Raw genomic sequence first — 13,283 nt, forward strand, 5'->3', positions numbered from 1 at the left:
CCCCCGGGGAGGACCCAAAAAATGGGGCCCCGCCCCCGGCCAGCCTGGCGGGCCAGATAGCCCCTGCATTTCAAGCTGCCCCGCCACTGGGTGGCTGGTCCGAAACACCGATTCGCCTGGCTGCCCAACGCTCGTACAGGCCGATGGCGACATCCGCCCCGGCCATCGCGGTCAGGCAGCCGAAGGCGCCGGCCGTCCAGATCGAAACACCGGCGCCGATCAGCAGCATCAGCGCTGCCATGCCGCAGACGATGCAGGCACCGGACCGCAAGGCCAGGCGCCGCAACAGCACCCAACCCCGGGCGCCGTCCTTGTCTGCCCGCCACATCTCGCCGGATACACCGCCCACCAGGGCCAGGACAATTACCAACCAGATAGGCATCTCTGCCAGCGCTTGCTGCTCGTTAGTCATAGGGGGTCTCAAATGAGGGAGCGCGGCGAATGCCGGAAAAAGAAAACCCCGCCAGGTTGACGGGGTTTTCAGCGTCCCGGCCAAGGCAAGGACAAGGTGCACAGCACGTGCTCAGGGGGAGCGCCTAGGCGCAGGTCGCATATCGTGGTGACTTTTTACCCCCCTCCGGAAAAACCGAAAAGGGGGTATTTTCGGTTGGTCAGAACGCGACACGAACACGACAACAACGCGACAACAATACGACCACAACACGACAAACCATCCCGACGAACGGTCAGGCTTGCCGGCGCCTCTCCATCGACGCCCGAGTCAGATCCGTTTCAACAGCACCACTACGCCGGCCACCACCTCGGGCAGTGACAGTGCGTGTCGCAAGAATGACCTGCACCTGCTGATGTAGCCGATGCACCCAGTTCCGATAGGTTCGGTCTGCGCTGGGGGGCAGGTTCAGCAGGACGAGCTGCGCCCGGACGGTCAATGGCTTGGCAGGCAAATAGCGATTATTCGCAAGCTGGACAAGCACGGCGCCCTTCTGCGACTGCCGCCCGATCTGCGCGAGTGCTGCGGCAACTTCGGATGCGATGTGATCCAGCCCAGCACCGCCACCAGGCAAGCGAGGCCCTGGCGTCCCACGCGGCGCGCTCCCGCCCCACTCGATGATCGTTGCCATCGGGCTGCCCAAGCCGCCGCCATCCCCAACGCGGCCGAGCTGGCGCGCCCAGTGCAACATCAGTTCCTCGATCTCTGGAATCATTGCTGCGAGTCCAACTCAGCCCGAACATCATAAGCCCGCTGCTTCGCCCTCAAGGCCAACGGCTGCAACTGGCGAAGCGCTTCCAGGTAATCGGGCAGACTGTCCTCGATCAGGATCAAATCAACATCGTCATCCGATGTGCTGACAACGAATATCCATTGGATAGCGGGCATCCAGCTAAGGAGCCTTTGCTGGCTGGAGTCAAATGCCTGCCGCCGGTAGATGTCGTACACCCCTGCAACTTCGTCATGCAAGACGAACCGGAAGCCACGGAACAGCTCCCCGAAACTATTCCAGTGAACGACGCGGGCCTTGAGCAGTTCCTCAACACCGTCTGCAACCCTGGAAAAAAGACCCTGCTTGATTGTGTAAATCGCCATTTGCTTGATTCCTACTGAAGTTTTTACTGTCGGTTTAATTGTCGGAATACTGTCGGAATACTTTTAATCAATAAAAACAGGTAGTTATGTATAGATTCCGACAATCCGACGGATATTTAGGAGGTTTCTCGCCTGTGTATACGCGCACATGAGCAATCCCAATAAATCTGTCGGATTGTCGGAATGCCAATGTTCATTGGGCGAAACCCGCGTTTATCAAGTGTCGGAATGCTGTCGGAATGTCGGAATTAAAAATCTCCCGGCATGGGCAGTGATCGCCTGTCGAAAGCCGTCGCAAACTTCCGGCATTCAAGTCCAGCCTTGCTTGCCCAATCGCGACCCAGGGTTTGTTTCTCCGCCAGGAATGCAGGCGTTACATAGATCCTGGTCGTCTTGAAATCATCGCTCTTAGTCGGGTAACGAATGTCCGGCCGTGCTTGCTTCAAGTCCCGCACGGCCTCCTGGGTAAAGTCCCGTTGTCGTCGCTTAAACTCATTGGCCCCGTCACACCACCGACAGAACGCCCGCCATAGATCATCCTGGGTAACGGCCGCCGTCACTGGGAACTCGGTTTCTCCTGCCAACCATCGCCGCACGAAGTAACGCGGCGCAGGCAAGCTGCCATCGATCAGCCCCTGCTTTTCCTCGTTCAAGGGGGGCTTGGAATGCGGCCCGAACCCGCTTAGGTCCAGGTTCATCAGGTAGTGATAAAACGCCTCGATGCCACCGTTATCGATCTCATTCACTAAGGCGACGAAGTAATCCGGTGGCGGTACTCGGTCTACATAAAGCACCAGGTAGCGCCGATCTCCATCATCCAATGCCAGCGGCACCGTGGAGTTGGACAGGAACACGAAGTTGAGATGATTGCGCTCCTCCCGAACCGGCATGTTCTTCTCGTTGATCTGCAACGTCTCACCCGTCACCAGGTGCTTGAGAACGCCCTTGTAGTGCCGCATCTCCTCGCGACTGACAACCTCTTCGGCCAGGGCAAACAGCTTGCGGCTCTGCCACCCAGTGAACTGGCTTTCGAGCTGGGCCTGGCCAATAGTGGTGCCATAGTCACCGTAGATCCGGCGTAGCACCTTCTCCCATAGCAGGCTCTTGCCTGGACCCTCGGCACCGAACATCACCACCGCAGTAGCCATCTTTGTTCCTGGATGCTGGAGTGGATAGGCAATCCACTTCAACAGGAACAGGTACTCATCAGCCCGGTTGTTACAGAGCAACCCCAGGTGCTTGCGAATCAGCAAACATCCATCTGCGCCGCGAGGATCGGGTTTCGCGTGAAAGCCGTCATAGAGGTTCAGCATGAGCGGCCCGCATTGCTCGGTGGGATCAAACACAACGTCCTGGGCCATGCGCCGATGATCGCTTTCCTGCCACCACTTGTAGCGCGTCCGGCCAACGGCCTCACGGATAGCCGACAGCTTGATCATCCGCGAGCGGGCGCAATCCCACGCAACGTCCATTCCATAGATCACCACGAAGTCACGGAGCAGTTCCTGCTCGCTGATGCGAAAGCCTCCCCCGTCCCCGGGGGTGTGAGTAAGCGCTTGTTCGCCTGGTCCTTCGCACTCGAAAGAAGGGGCGCGGGGAAGAAAGTCATCTAAGGATCCGGAGGCGTCACTAGAGTCATCGAGCGGCTGCGCAGTTACGCCAGGCTTCAAGGACTCCAGCAGTTGATCACGTACCGCATCCAAACCGGATTTGCAGTGCAGGTCGTTCCAGTCGATTGCCATTTATGCCTGCTCCAGCGAAGTCGGAAAGGCTGCGAACCCACCATTAGCCGAGGCTGCCGCCTCGGCCTTGGTTCTACCCGGATTGCCTTTCGCATCAGGATCATCGTCACCGGCCACCAGCAGGCGAGCATCTGGGTACAGCCCCCTAAGCGCCCGCGCAACGGCAGGTAAGTTGCCCGAGTCGACAGCCATCGCCACGGGCCAGAGCAAGGCCATATGCACACTGGCAGACGTGGCATATCCCTCAGCGAGTGCAATGTCCAACGGATCATCGACCGGGCCCAGGATGTGAAAGCATCCAGACTTACGCCCGTATTTGGGAAACAACTTGGTGCCCTGCCCATTGATCGCCTGCAAGCTCCAGAGCCGACCTGATGCGTCTCTTATGGGCACGGCAATCGTGCCTGGTTTAAACACCAGAAAGCTCAGAGAGGCCGGCCTAGGCTTGGGTAAGTTGTCGAAGAACTGCATGGCGTTGCTGCCCGACCAGATCTGGCAGCGCTTGTTGTGGTCATCAATGGACAGAATGACCGTGGACTTGAAGAAACCGACGCCGAACGCACCGACCTGTTTTCGCTCCAGGTACGCACTGCGTCCGCTTTCGTGGCAATGTTCGGACCAAATCCGCTGGCACGCATCGGCAACCAACGCCCGCATTTCCTCTAGTAATGCTTCGTCCGCTTCTACCTCGGCCTGTCGGCGCTTACGTCGCTCCTCTTGCTCTGCGGCAAACTTGCGCTTGTCCTCCGCGCTCATCTCGGTTTGGTCAGGACGCCATCCAGCATCGAGCGCCATCTTGAGGACCGTGCCCAGGCCCGTGCCAGACTTCTTGAAGGACTTCCAAACCGATAATGCAGCCTTGCCATCGTAGGTCTGGCTGCTCTGGCTCCAGTGGTTCCAATCGCGGTAGGCATCCTGACCAAACTCAGCCTTGAGCCCCATCCCAACCTCCACCCAGGTGTCACGCTGATCAGGACTGATGTACTGCAAAAGCGATGGAAGGTCGCCGAGTTGAAGCGGAATCTTGTCGCTGCTCATCGCCGGGCCTCCCGCAGCTCCTGGCAGCTAACGCAGGTCTGGCAACCCAGAACCTTCTGCTGGCGAAGAAGCGGGATAGGTTCGTCACAGTCTTCGCAGAATTCGGCGCTGGCGGCGCCAGTCGTCTGGCGCTGGCGGCGCTCCAGCGCGACCTGGAGGAAGTAGTCAGCCTGGTCATTGGCAATATCGATCACATCAGCCATGGAGGTCTTCCTCCATCGCTGCGCGGGCGCCGGCCATGATGCCCAGGACCGCCCGAATCACATCCGCGCCGTGCTTCTCCAGGTCCTCTACTTCGTGCGGCTCCCAGATATTGTCGGCGGCACCGTGGTGCATGCTGGAAACGAACATGCCGGTTTCGTGCAGTAGCCGACTGACTGCCTGCAAGGCTTGGTATGTTGGTGTGGCAGGCTCGGGCTTGTACCAGACCATACCTGCTGGGCGCATCAGCGCGTCCAGCAGCACCTCGCTTTGGGTCAGTCGGATAACCTCTTCAAGCTCGTCCGGGTCCAGCCAGCGATGCTCGAAATCATGCTTGAGCTTCTTCTGGAGGGTGTCGTAGTCCATGACCATGTCCACCGCCAGCGCAGTGACACCGCCCCGGTAGTTATGGCCAGCGCGGTAGAGCGCCTTACGCAATGGAAGTATCGGCTCTATAGCCTGGGGTTTTGCTACGCGACTCATAACCGTAAATACCTCTTTTACGGTCTAGCCAGACAACAGGGCGCGCCCTATCATCCGACCCACGACCGGTGTGCTGTGCTAATCGTGCTGTGCAGCACGGCTCATCGTTCCAGTCGGCCCGGGGGATCTTATGGTGAGAGGTCCCGGGCCGACGCGCTATGTAGCGACTTACATGTAACTGTGTAGCTCGCTGCCGCCGGCCTGGTGTTTCTTTGGTGAGAGGTTCCAGGCCGGTGTTTCAAGTGGCGGCATGTATGTGCTGGTGCCGCCACTGCTGGGACGGGGGTCTTGTGGTGAGAATCCCCGGACCAGCACCTTTTATGCTGCTTTTGAGCCACGCAGATATGCCCAATCAATGTCTGGGCGAAGCTCTTCACAAGTTACAGCTCCCTTGGTTTCGCGCTCCAGGTTCACAGCCAGACCGCCAGAAGCGCGACGATTGCCGTAAGCAATTTGCTTAAGCTGCCCCATCGTGGTTTTACAGCGGCAGGCCAGATCTTCTACCTGCAATTTGTCGAGACTCTTCATGTATGTATGCAAGCTCATGCGCACCTCCATTTTGCGAGAGACTAGCAGCCGCTAACGCCATTAACAATAGCTGCGCGCAATTTACAAAACGCTAAACGATTCTAAGATGCGTGCATGAATATCAGTCAGCTACGAATTGACACACTCAAGAAGCTAATCGGCGACCTCAAAACCAAGGAGTTCGCGGATCGTTACAACCTGGACGCCTCCTACATCTCCCAGCTGTTGAATGGCCATCGCCCTTTGGGCGATAAAGCTGCCAAGAACCTAGAAGATAAAATTGGCCTCCCTGGTGGAACCCTGTTGATGCCCGCGCTTTCGGCCCAGGAAGGCCTGGTGCCTGGCATTGAAGCTAGCCCCAACGCAGTAAACCCTTTCCGGCGGGTGCCTATTCAAGGACTAGCCCAAGTGAAACCAGATGGATTGTGGGATGAACTGACACCAAGCAGCGGCTGGATTAACGTTCCCACTCTGGACCCTACTGCGTATGCCTTACGCATCAAGGGGGACGCAATGGCCCCAGCGATTCGAAACGGATGGCTTGTTTGGTGCGAGCCGAGGCAGGAACTGGTACCCGGGGAGTACGTTTTAGTGATTCGCAGTAACGGCGAATCGATGATTAAGGAACTTCTCTACGCAAACAGCGAGGAAGTCAGCCTAATGTCTGTTAACGACACATACGGCCGACTCACACTGCAACGTTCTGAAATCGCAAAAATTCATTACGTCGGCGGCATCATGCCCCCAAGCAAGATTCAGAACTGACTGATTCCCCTGCACCAAAAAAACCGCCCTGTGCGGTTTTTTTTGCATTACGTAAAAATAATATAGCCACAGCTATTGTTAATTTAGTTAGCCGTTGCTAACGTTCGTTCGTACACCTCTCACCAAGAGTACGAACCATGCAAACGACTACACAGCACAGCCCCACCCGCTGCCCGGTGTATCTCCACCCCGCAGCCTGCACCAGCCCCGAGGCGATAGCCGAAATCCAGCGCCAAACCGGCCTGCTAGTGATCGCCACAACTCGCCGTATCGCCACCGCTAAGCCGGTAGACCTCGGTCCATTCGGGGGTGATGCCGCATGAAAAAGCCAACCCCCGAAGAACTGCTGTTGCAGATCCTGTCCACTGTTCTGCTGATCAACGCCCAAGGGCGTTGGCATGCGTTCCTCAATGTGTGCGGCCACGTAGGGAGCGCCTACGTTTACCTGCATCCGTCAGAACACGACTACCAGGCAGCAGCAGGCAAGACCGACGATAGCCCGCAAAAGGACGCGAAATTCACGACAACCAATCTCAGTTCCTGGCCCGCAAGTGAAGACGAAGCCCGCCAGAACCTGATCGACCTCCTGGCCTGGACACAGGGCTATCTCACCATGGAGGCCGCAGCATGAAGCCAATTCTGATCGGCCTCGCTGGCCTCGCCCGCTCCGGAAAATCCACCGTCGCGGATCACCTGACGCAAGTCCACATGCTGGAGCAGTACGCCTTCGCAGATCCGCTGCGCACCGGCCTGATGGAGATTTTCAACCTCGACGCCGAGGACTTCGAAGGTGACCGTAAGGAACAGGAGCTGGCCTGGCTAGGCAAGTCGCCCCGCCAGCTCATGCAGTCGATGGGCACCGAGTGGGGCCGCCAAATGGTCCACCCAGATATCTGGGTCAAGATCGCAGAACAGAACCTGAACTACATGCAGAACGCCCTAACGAGCGTGATCGGGTTCGTGGTCAGCGATGTGCGCTTCGAGAACGAAGCGGACTTCATCCGCCGTCGTGGCGGCGTGGTGGTCCACATCTTGCGGACAGAAGCTCCAGCAGTGAACCCGCACATCAGCGAAGCCGGCGTAGAGCTAAAGCCCGGCGATCTGCTGTTGACCAACACAGAGTCGATCTCGCACCTCAAGGTCAAGGTCGACCAGTTGCTGGAATGCATCCGCAACCGCCCCCAGCGTACCGCTGCCTGAGGCCACCGCCATGAACCGCACCCTCGACGAAACAGCGGCACTGCTCGGGCTCAAGCCCCGCGCCTTCCGCGCCAAGCTCCGCGAACTGCACGTTCTGGCCGCCGACGGGACCCTGGCCAGCCACCACCGCGACCAGGGCAACCTGTACTCCGACCCGCGTTCGGTGCAGATCGGCAAGTCGGGCCAGGTACGGCATTACGCCGTGGTGATGGTCACCGAAGCCGGCGTGTCGTACCTCGCCAAAAAACTGGGCATCACCATCGCGAACAAGGAAGCCGCAGCATGAAGACTAACCACCTCCACGCCTTCACCCGCACCACCGACACCCTGGCCCTGGTCCCGATCTTCCTCGGCAACCTGGCGCAGGGGCAACGAGCGGCTGGCGAACCAGCCTTGACCATCACCGATTTGGCGGAAGTGGCCCACCGCGTTAACAGCGTGATCGCTCCCGGGCTGATGGCCTTTGTCACCCCGACAAACACCCCCGGCATGCCATGGGGCGCAGTGGTAGCCGATGCACACGGCCATGTCTGCGCCACCGCCTGTAGCGCTGATGCCCAGGGGCTGGCCGATCTGATCATCGGCAAGCTGCGGCCCCTGGCGGGGTCCGGGGAGGCCAGTCCATGAGCGACACCTTCGACCGGCTGCGAAAGGAATGGCCAACGGACCACCCGACACTTACCGCCGTGCGGGAACGCTATTTCAAGCACCTATCCAGTGATCGCTACCTTCTTCGATCCATCAGCGCAGGCCGTATCGCATTGAAGGTAACTCGACTGGGCGGGACGAACAAAGGCACCCCTACCGTTTACCTGAAAGACCTGGCCGTCTACCTCGATGCCCAGGCCAGCAAAGCGGCGGCATAGCAACGGTAGCCTCTGCCGTCCAGGGGCAACAACCAATGAGACACAGCACATGAAACCAACCGACACCGCCGAATTCATCGGCGAACTGAACGCCGGCGTATTCGCCAGCCAAATCGGACATGCCCTGTCCGAGGTGGCCGCCGGCGTAGTCGATCACAGCAAGGTCGGCACCGTGACCATCACCTTCACGTTGAGCCAGATCGCATCCAGCCATCAGGTCACCGTTAACCACAAGCTGGCCTACAAGGTGCCCACCAAGCGCGGCAGCCGCAGCGAGGACACCACCCTCGACACGCCCATGCATGTCAACGAAGGCGGACGCCTGACCCTGTTCGCCGAGGCACCAGGCCCTGGGCAGTTGTTCGACCGGAACGACGCACCGATTCACGCCAAGTCGTAACCCCAACTCCATACCTCTCACCACAGAAGGAACCGATCCATGGAAGCCCAAGCAGTTCAGTTGATTCAGGACACCGCTATTCTGGCTCACGCCAAGCCCTTGGACACGCACACCCCAGCCCTGGTGCTGCCGTCCGATCAGAAGATACACAGCATCGAAAAATTCCAGCCTCTGCGCAGCCGCTTCCGGGGTGAGCTGAGCACCCATTCGCTGCACGACTTCGGCAACTACGTGCAGCACCACAGCACCGAAGCTACAGCCGCCGGCTTCGTTGATGCAGAACAGATGCGCTGCACCGTGTACTTCAACCTGGGTGACATCACAGCCCCCGGTCACGGCGACTTCACAGCAACGCTGAACCTGCGCAAAACCGCCGGATTTCAGGCCCTGGAGCGCGCCACCGGCACGACGTTCCAGCAGAAGGACCTGAGCGACTGGATCGAAGACTGGGCCCCTAACCTGGCCTCCCTGGCCGCCGACGACTCTCCCATCGACCTGCGCAAAGCAGCGAGCGCCATTCGCTCGATCAGCATCGAGCAGGCCCGCAAGAGTGAACACGTCGTCGGCGACCTGAGCGCTTCACGATCCGCTATGGATCAGATCGAGGCCAAGTCCTCTGAAGGGCTGCCCGCCGAATTCCGCTTCACCGTCGAGCCCTACGAAGGGCTCACGGCGAGAACCATCCGCTTGCGTGTTGCGGTGCTGACCGGCGGCGAAAAGCCACTGCTCAAGCTGCGCTGGATCGGCGAGGAACAACTGCGCGAAGACTTGGCCCAGGAGTTTAAGGAAGTCGTCCAGGCCGACGTGGGCACCGCCGCAACGCTGACCATTGGCAGCTTCAAGCTGGCGTAACCAACTGCAACACCCCGCCGCCGTCCTCTCACCACGTTACACATTCGGCGGCGGGCTCTATCGAGGATCACAGCACATGCAAGCCCAACACATGATCATGCTCGCAGGCGCCCTACTCGGCGGCCTAGCCTTGGCCTACTTCATCCGCAGGGCCTTCCTGCGCACCCTGGCACGCGCTACGGCCGACTATCGGGACCGCAACCACGCCTTGAGCAACGACCTGGCGCGAGCTGCCGAACGCAGCCAAGCACTGGCGGACCAGGTAGCCGAACACCAGGCCCAGCAACAGCAGCTCAAGGCCCAGCCCTTCACTGTGGACGATCAACAGAGCCTGATTCGCATGGCCAAAGCGCTGGAACTGGCCACGAAGACGTACAAAGTGCTCAAGGCTGAAGACCCCCAAGCGGAAGCAGCCGCACTCGTTCCGCAAGCCCGGGCCCTGGCTTATCGAGTCTTCCACACAGCAACCGCGGGCGCCGCCCTGAATGCTGATTCGCTCGATACCCACCTGATCGAATGGCTGAACACCCACGGCAGCTTCTGGGCCGAGCCGGAAACCAGCGCCGTTACTTTCCCGCTCGAGGCGGATACCGAGGGTTATCCGCACCTGCGGGACGCCTTGCGCGAGGCTTACGAGCGGCACCAGCAGCGCGAAGCTGGCGAACTGGCCGTGGAGGCAGCATGAACACTTTATTTCTACTAATGGCTCAGTACGATGGACAGGCTGTCATTCCACTAGATCGAGTGTGCGCAGATTACATGCATTTAACTGTGGAAAAATTCAAACGCAAAAGACTTGATGGTGAAATCGACATTCCAGTTGTACGCCTAGGGGCCGATACTCAAAAGGCAGCGCTTGGAATTCATTTACAGGACCTTGCTGACTATATCGACCGGCAGCGCGAGAAAGCTAGCCGGGAGCAAAGCCAACTAATGGGAAGAGCAGCTTAGTTATAACAAAGGCGAAGCTTAAATTAGTTTCGCCCTTTTAATCCCCGAAAAATTGCAAAATACTACTCACCATACATAGAAACTTCTGCTCGCAACTTGTTTGCCGTCACAAACCCCGCCATTTGAACAAACATCACAACAAGAACACTTAAAAGACAGGCTCCGCGAACCGATAAGGCCATCCATTCCCAATACTTTGAAAGCTCCATTTTTTGCATAGAAGCCACCTCAACCACTGCCCCCACAACAAAAGCAAGCATCAAAAAAACAACAACCACAACGACATTAACAATAACCTCACGCTTCAAATCCGTCAAAGTATCGACCACTATTGAATAAGCTGTAGGCTTCTGCTGCTTCAATTTTTTTGGCACATCTTTCATAACACCCTCAACATAGTTAAAGAATGCTAAAGAAAGAGCACCAAACAGCGCCCCTAAAACGAACAACACTGGATTCACATTGTTAAACAAAGGACTCCCTGCCCCCGCCGTCCCCCACAACGACAGGTAACAGAGAATGAATGATGTGACAAACACAAACAATAGGCGAATCATACTAACGCCTCAACAAATCACCTATAGCTGCGTACACGTCAGCCACCATTCTAGCATCGTGAACAGAACGACCTGGCGCAGGCTGTCCTGTTTCAAGTTCGAGCTGCCCCTCTTGCATCACCACGTCATCGGAAGGAACATTCAAGTCAATCTTCACAATAGCAGATGTGCTTTTGTGCACTTGCCTGCCGTTGTGATCGCCTTCAGTTGTTACAGCCCATTTACCTTCCCCTTCCTCAATATAGTCAATATAGTCACCTATGGGGGAAGCGGGAACTTTTAGATCTCCGAACTCGTTATTTAGCGATATCTTTACCTCATCCTGACCAAAGAGGTCCTTCATAGCCTTAAGAGCATCACGAGCTTTTATATTAGTTTCTAAAATATTTGGAGATATAAGCTCTAATTCGACTTCAAAAATCTTTCTATGAGATCCGATAACACTCCAGAACTCACCCTTAATAGTCTTAGGCTCAATGAATATTGAATAGTTGAACTCATTCAAAATTGGCTCTCTAAGGCCCGCCTGAATAGCATTTGCGATTTGTTCATCAGTACCAAAGCGCCAGTCATGCTGTACAAAAATATACTGATCCACAGTATCGACCACAGTAATAACCGGAACCCAATCATCAGCGTCATGGGCGACGATATCACCAGGGACCTTATCACCAACTTTTGTCAACTTATGCTTAGCTGTCTTCCCTACCAAAAATCGGCCTTTGGGAAACTCATCAGCGATTGGCTCGGCATATGAAAATCCTACAAAGCTATAGCGAACCTTGTTTTTTACGAATTCACGACCATCATCCTGAAGAGCCGGCACCACAGCCGCCCCCTTGGGTTTTGGTAAGGGAGAGGGAACAAGAGCACCTTGCTTATTTTCAACCAGCGAGTAACGCAGTACTAAAAAAGGCTTGATTCCTTTCACAACACAGTCCTTCAACGACGTTAAGTAGCTTCATTGTTGCAAAGCAACCTACTCTTTTTAGATGGTGATCTCAATATGCAATCACCTATTACGCCATCCTCCCATGGAGGCAGTCATTCCATAATGCCTATCCATTTCCACCCTCTATAGCTATCTCCTCTTCCTCGAAGGTGGGTATATCGTCTCAATGAGTTCCAGTCGCGATGCCCCGAAACGCTCGACACACGAGGAATATCCCAGTCCATCTCGAACAGACGACTCACCCCCTCGTGTCGCAGGTCATGAAAGTGCAAGTCCTCGACACCGACCATTGGACACGCCCGTGTGAATGACGCAGATACCGACTTAGCGTTGTAGGGGAAAATCTCCCTCTCAGTTCTGGGCATACTTTGCAAGATTGCCCACGCCTCGTCTGGCAAATGGCACCACACATCGTTACCGATTTTCTGTCCTGGATTTTTCATGTCGCGTACCAAGACGGCTTGTCGAGACTCATCGAGATCGCTCCAACGAATCCGTGTTATCTCCTCCTGCCGTCTAGTTGAAAAAATGGCAAAGGCGACCAGCTTCGGCATGGGGATTGAATCCGGACGGCGCGTTAGTATTTCAGTGAAATGCACCATGAGCTTGTCCAGCTCCTCCAGCGTCGGCCGGCGGTTGCGCTCCTTACTCTTGCTAACCATGCCGAGTTTGCGCAGCACTTTACGGGCATCTGGCATAGCCAGCGGATCTACCTGATAACCCCAAGCTGGCCGCGCTACAGACAACACTGCCCCCAGGTGCGACAAGTCGTTACCGACCGTCTGCGCCTGTACGCCACCGCCCTCCGGCCCCATCCGCCACTGAGCAAACTCCACCAGCTTCTGACTGGTGAGCGCAGAGTCGTCGAGATCGCCCAACCAGGTATCCTTGATTGCATTCAAGGTGGCACGCTTTGTCTTACCCAGCGGGCGGATCTTCTCGTACTCATCCAGGTACTGCTCGATCATCCTTCTGATCGTCATCCCCTTCCTGCTGGCCCGCTCAATAGCACCTGGCTGGGCTAGCTGAGTTTCACGGCGCTTGATCCAGGCCTGAGCGACCTGCTTACGGTCGAAGGTTTGGCTTTCCTGATAAACTGACTTGCCATCCCGATTGATCCGAATTTGCGCCGTGTAGGCTGTCGAGTTGTCCTTGCGCTTACGTGCTGTGATCGTGCCCATTTCCAGTTGCTACATTGCCGA

21 protein-coding genes are annotated in these 13,283 nt (G+C 56.9%); 10 read left to right on the forward strand and 11 right to left on the reverse strand.

Annotated elements, in window-relative coordinates; genetic code table 11:
* Positions 1-70 precede the first annotated feature (70 nt).
* The 8 genes from AC3WK8_RS31045 to AC3WK8_RS31080 all read right to left on the reverse strand — a co-directional run bounded on the left by AC3WK8_RS31045 (position 71) and on the right by AC3WK8_RS31080 (position 5,556).
* Positions 71-412 carry a phage holin family protein gene (locus tag AC3WK8_RS31045; RefSeq protein WP_085600685.1) on the reverse strand — a complete coding sequence of 114 codons (342 nt, stop codon included), beginning with the start codon at positions 410-412 and terminating at the stop codon, positions 71-73.
* Between the two features lie 274 nt (positions 413-686).
* Positions 687-1,166 carry a hypothetical protein gene (locus AC3WK8_RS31050; RefSeq protein WP_103327001.1) on the reverse strand — a complete coding sequence of 160 codons (480 nt, stop codon included), beginning with the start codon at positions 1,164-1,166 and terminating at the stop codon, positions 687-689.
* Entirely contained in the window at positions 1,163-1,546 is a 384-nt protein-coding gene (locus AC3WK8_RS31055; protein WP_103326999.1) for a hypothetical protein, read from the reverse strand. The genes AC3WK8_RS31050 and AC3WK8_RS31055 overlap by 4 nt, the downstream gene beginning before the upstream one ends.
* Positions 1,547-1,794: 248 nt before the next feature.
* Positions 1,795-3,288, reverse strand: coding sequence for a primase-helicase family protein (locus tag AC3WK8_RS31060; RefSeq protein ID WP_103326997.1), 1,494 nt, complete (start codon positions 3,286-3,288; stop codon positions 1,795-1,797).
* Positions 3,289-4,326, reverse strand: a complete 1,038-nt coding sequence (locus AC3WK8_RS31065; protein WP_103326995.1) for a PriCT-2 domain-containing protein — start codon at positions 4,324-4,326, stop codon at positions 3,289-3,291.
* Positions 4,323-4,529 (reverse strand): TraR/DksA C4-type zinc finger protein, encoded by a 207-nt coding sequence (locus AC3WK8_RS31070; protein ID WP_103326993.1) that lies wholly within the window; start codon positions 4,527-4,529, stop codon positions 4,323-4,325. The genes AC3WK8_RS31065 and AC3WK8_RS31070 overlap by 4 nt, the downstream gene beginning before the upstream one ends.
* Positions 4,522-5,010 carry a phage regulatory CII family protein gene (locus AC3WK8_RS31075; protein WP_103326991.1) on the reverse strand — a complete coding sequence of 163 codons (489 nt, stop codon included), beginning with the start codon at positions 5,008-5,010 and terminating at the stop codon, positions 4,522-4,524. The genes AC3WK8_RS31070 and AC3WK8_RS31075 overlap by 8 nt, the downstream gene beginning before the upstream one ends.
* Positions 5,011-5,328: 318 nt before the next feature.
* Positions 5,329-5,556: a transcriptional regulator gene (locus AC3WK8_RS31080; protein ID WP_103326989.1), complete on the reverse strand. Its 228-nt coding sequence runs from the start codon at positions 5,554-5,556 to the stop codon at positions 5,329-5,331.
* A 96-nt stretch (positions 5,557-5,652) separates the two neighbouring features.
* Between AC3WK8_RS31080 and AC3WK8_RS31085 the strand changes: the two genes are divergently transcribed.
* The 10 genes from AC3WK8_RS31085 to AC3WK8_RS31130 all read left to right on the forward strand — a co-directional run bounded on the left by AC3WK8_RS31085 (position 5,653) and on the right by AC3WK8_RS31130 (position 10,572).
* A complete protein-coding gene (locus AC3WK8_RS31085) occupies positions 5,653-6,303 on the forward strand; it encodes a S24 family peptidase (RefSeq protein WP_103326987.1) in 651 nt (216 codons plus the stop codon).
* 319 nt (positions 6,304-6,622) lie between these two features.
* Positions 6,623-6,934, forward strand: a complete 312-nt coding sequence (locus AC3WK8_RS31090) for a hypothetical protein (protein WP_103326983.1) — start codon at positions 6,623-6,625, stop codon at positions 6,932-6,934.
* Entirely contained in the window at positions 6,931-7,503 is a 573-nt protein-coding gene (locus AC3WK8_RS31095) for a deoxynucleotide monophosphate kinase family protein (protein WP_103326981.1), read from the forward strand. The genes AC3WK8_RS31090 and AC3WK8_RS31095 overlap by 4 nt, the downstream gene beginning before the upstream one ends.
* Positions 7,504-7,513: 10 nt before the next feature.
* Positions 7,514-7,789, forward strand: a complete 276-nt coding sequence (locus tag AC3WK8_RS31100) for a phage antirepressor KilAC domain-containing protein (RefSeq protein WP_103326978.1) — start codon at positions 7,514-7,516, stop codon at positions 7,787-7,789.
* Positions 7,786-8,130 carry a hypothetical protein gene (locus AC3WK8_RS31105; protein ID WP_103326976.1) on the forward strand — a complete coding sequence of 115 codons (345 nt, stop codon included), beginning with the start codon at positions 7,786-7,788 and terminating at the stop codon, positions 8,128-8,130. The genes AC3WK8_RS31100 and AC3WK8_RS31105 overlap by 4 nt, the downstream gene beginning before the upstream one ends.
* Positions 8,127-8,369: a pyocin activator PrtN family protein gene (locus AC3WK8_RS31110; RefSeq protein WP_103326974.1), complete on the forward strand. Its 243-nt coding sequence runs from the start codon at positions 8,127-8,129 to the stop codon at positions 8,367-8,369. Before AC3WK8_RS31105 ends, AC3WK8_RS31110 begins: the two co-directional genes overlap by 4 nt.
* A 49-nt stretch (positions 8,370-8,418) precedes the next feature.
* The gene (locus tag AC3WK8_RS31115; RefSeq protein ID WP_102879044.1) at positions 8,419-8,769 is read left to right on the forward strand and encodes a YfdP family phage-associated protein; all 351 of its coding nucleotides are present in this window, start codon (positions 8,419-8,421) and stop codon (positions 8,767-8,769) included.
* Between the two features lie 39 nt (positions 8,770-8,808).
* Positions 8,809-9,621: a DUF2303 family protein gene (locus AC3WK8_RS31120; protein WP_103326972.1), complete on the forward strand. Its 813-nt coding sequence runs from the start codon at positions 8,809-8,811 to the stop codon at positions 9,619-9,621.
* A 76-nt stretch (positions 9,622-9,697) separates the two neighbouring features.
* Entirely contained in the window at positions 9,698-10,306 is a 609-nt protein-coding gene (locus tag AC3WK8_RS31125) for a hypothetical protein (RefSeq protein ID WP_103326970.1), read from the forward strand.
* Positions 10,303-10,572 (forward strand): pyocin activator PrtN family protein, encoded by a 270-nt coding sequence (locus AC3WK8_RS31130; RefSeq protein WP_103326968.1) that lies wholly within the window; start codon positions 10,303-10,305, stop codon positions 10,570-10,572. The genes AC3WK8_RS31125 and AC3WK8_RS31130 overlap by 4 nt, the downstream gene beginning before the upstream one ends.
* Before the next feature lie 62 nt (positions 10,573-10,634).
* On the opposite strand, the gene AC3WK8_RS31135 is transcribed toward AC3WK8_RS31130, so the two are convergent.
* The 3 genes from AC3WK8_RS31135 to AC3WK8_RS31145 form a co-directional block, all read right to left on the reverse strand.
* Positions 10,635-11,129: a hypothetical protein gene (locus AC3WK8_RS31135; protein WP_103326966.1), complete on the reverse strand. Its 495-nt coding sequence runs from the start codon at positions 11,127-11,129 to the stop codon at positions 10,635-10,637.
* Between the two features lies 1 nt (position 11,130).
* On the reverse strand, positions 11,131-12,060 hold the full coding sequence (locus AC3WK8_RS31140) for a hypothetical protein (RefSeq protein ID WP_146043306.1): 930 nt from the start codon (positions 12,058-12,060) through the stop codon (positions 11,131-11,133).
* A 113-nt stretch (positions 12,061-12,173) separates the two neighbouring features.
* Entirely contained in the window at positions 12,174-13,262 is a 1,089-nt protein-coding gene (locus AC3WK8_RS31145) for a site-specific integrase (RefSeq protein WP_103326960.1), read from the reverse strand.
* Positions 13,263-13,283: the final 21 nt, after the last annotated feature.

The organism is Pseudomonas sp. FW507-12TSA (genome assembly GCF_058781435.1).

Coding starts and splice junctions, on each gene's coding strand:
- AC3WK8_RS31045 (WP_085600685.1), bottom strand. CDS start 412: ATGACTAACGAGCAGCAAGCGCTGGCAGAGATGCCTATCTGGTTGGTA.
- AC3WK8_RS31050 (WP_103327001.1), bottom strand. CDS start 1,166: ATGATTCCAGAGATCGAGGAACTGATGTTGCACTGGGCGCGCCAGCTC.
- AC3WK8_RS31055 (WP_103326999.1), bottom strand. CDS start 1,546: ATGGCGATTTACACAATCAAGCAGGGTCTTTTTTCCAGGGTTGCAGAC.
- AC3WK8_RS31060 (WP_103326997.1), bottom strand. CDS start 3,288: ATGGCAATCGACTGGAACGACCTGCACTGCAAATCCGGTTTGGATGCG.
- AC3WK8_RS31065 (WP_103326995.1), bottom strand. CDS start 4,326: ATGAGCAGCGACAAGATTCCGCTTCAACTCGGCGACCTTCCATCGCTT.
- AC3WK8_RS31070 (WP_103326993.1), bottom strand. CDS start 4,529: ATGGCTGATGTGATCGATATTGCCAATGACCAGGCTGACTACTTCCTC.
- AC3WK8_RS31075 (WP_103326991.1), bottom strand. CDS start 5,010: ATGAGTCGCGTAGCAAAACCCCAGGCTATAGAGCCGATACTTCCATTG.
- AC3WK8_RS31080 (WP_103326989.1), bottom strand. CDS start 5,556: ATGAGCTTGCATACATACATGAAGAGTCTCGACAAATTGCAGGTAGAA.
- AC3WK8_RS31085 (WP_103326987.1), top strand. CDS start 5,653: ATGAATATCAGTCAGCTACGAATTGACACACTCAAGAAGCTAATCGGC.
- AC3WK8_RS31090 (WP_103326983.1), top strand. CDS start 6,623: ATGAAAAAGCCAACCCCCGAAGAACTGCTGTTGCAGATCCTGTCCACT.
- AC3WK8_RS31095 (WP_103326981.1), top strand. CDS start 6,931: ATGAAGCCAATTCTGATCGGCCTCGCTGGCCTCGCCCGCTCCGGAAAA.
- AC3WK8_RS31100 (WP_103326978.1), top strand. CDS start 7,514: ATGAACCGCACCCTCGACGAAACAGCGGCACTGCTCGGGCTCAAGCCC.
- AC3WK8_RS31105 (WP_103326976.1), top strand. CDS start 7,786: ATGAAGACTAACCACCTCCACGCCTTCACCCGCACCACCGACACCCTG.
- AC3WK8_RS31110 (WP_103326974.1), top strand. CDS start 8,127: ATGAGCGACACCTTCGACCGGCTGCGAAAGGAATGGCCAACGGACCAC.
- AC3WK8_RS31115 (WP_102879044.1), top strand. CDS start 8,419: ATGAAACCAACCGACACCGCCGAATTCATCGGCGAACTGAACGCCGGC.
- AC3WK8_RS31120 (WP_103326972.1), top strand. CDS start 8,809: ATGGAAGCCCAAGCAGTTCAGTTGATTCAGGACACCGCTATTCTGGCT.
- AC3WK8_RS31125 (WP_103326970.1), top strand. CDS start 9,698: ATGCAAGCCCAACACATGATCATGCTCGCAGGCGCCCTACTCGGCGGC.
- AC3WK8_RS31130 (WP_103326968.1), top strand. CDS start 10,303: ATGAACACTTTATTTCTACTAATGGCTCAGTACGATGGACAGGCTGTC.
- AC3WK8_RS31135 (WP_103326966.1), bottom strand. CDS start 11,129: ATGATTCGCCTATTGTTTGTGTTTGTCACATCATTCATTCTCTGTTAC.
- AC3WK8_RS31145 (WP_103326960.1), bottom strand. CDS start 13,262: ATGGGCACGATCACAGCACGTAAGCGCAAGGACAACTCGACAGCCTAC.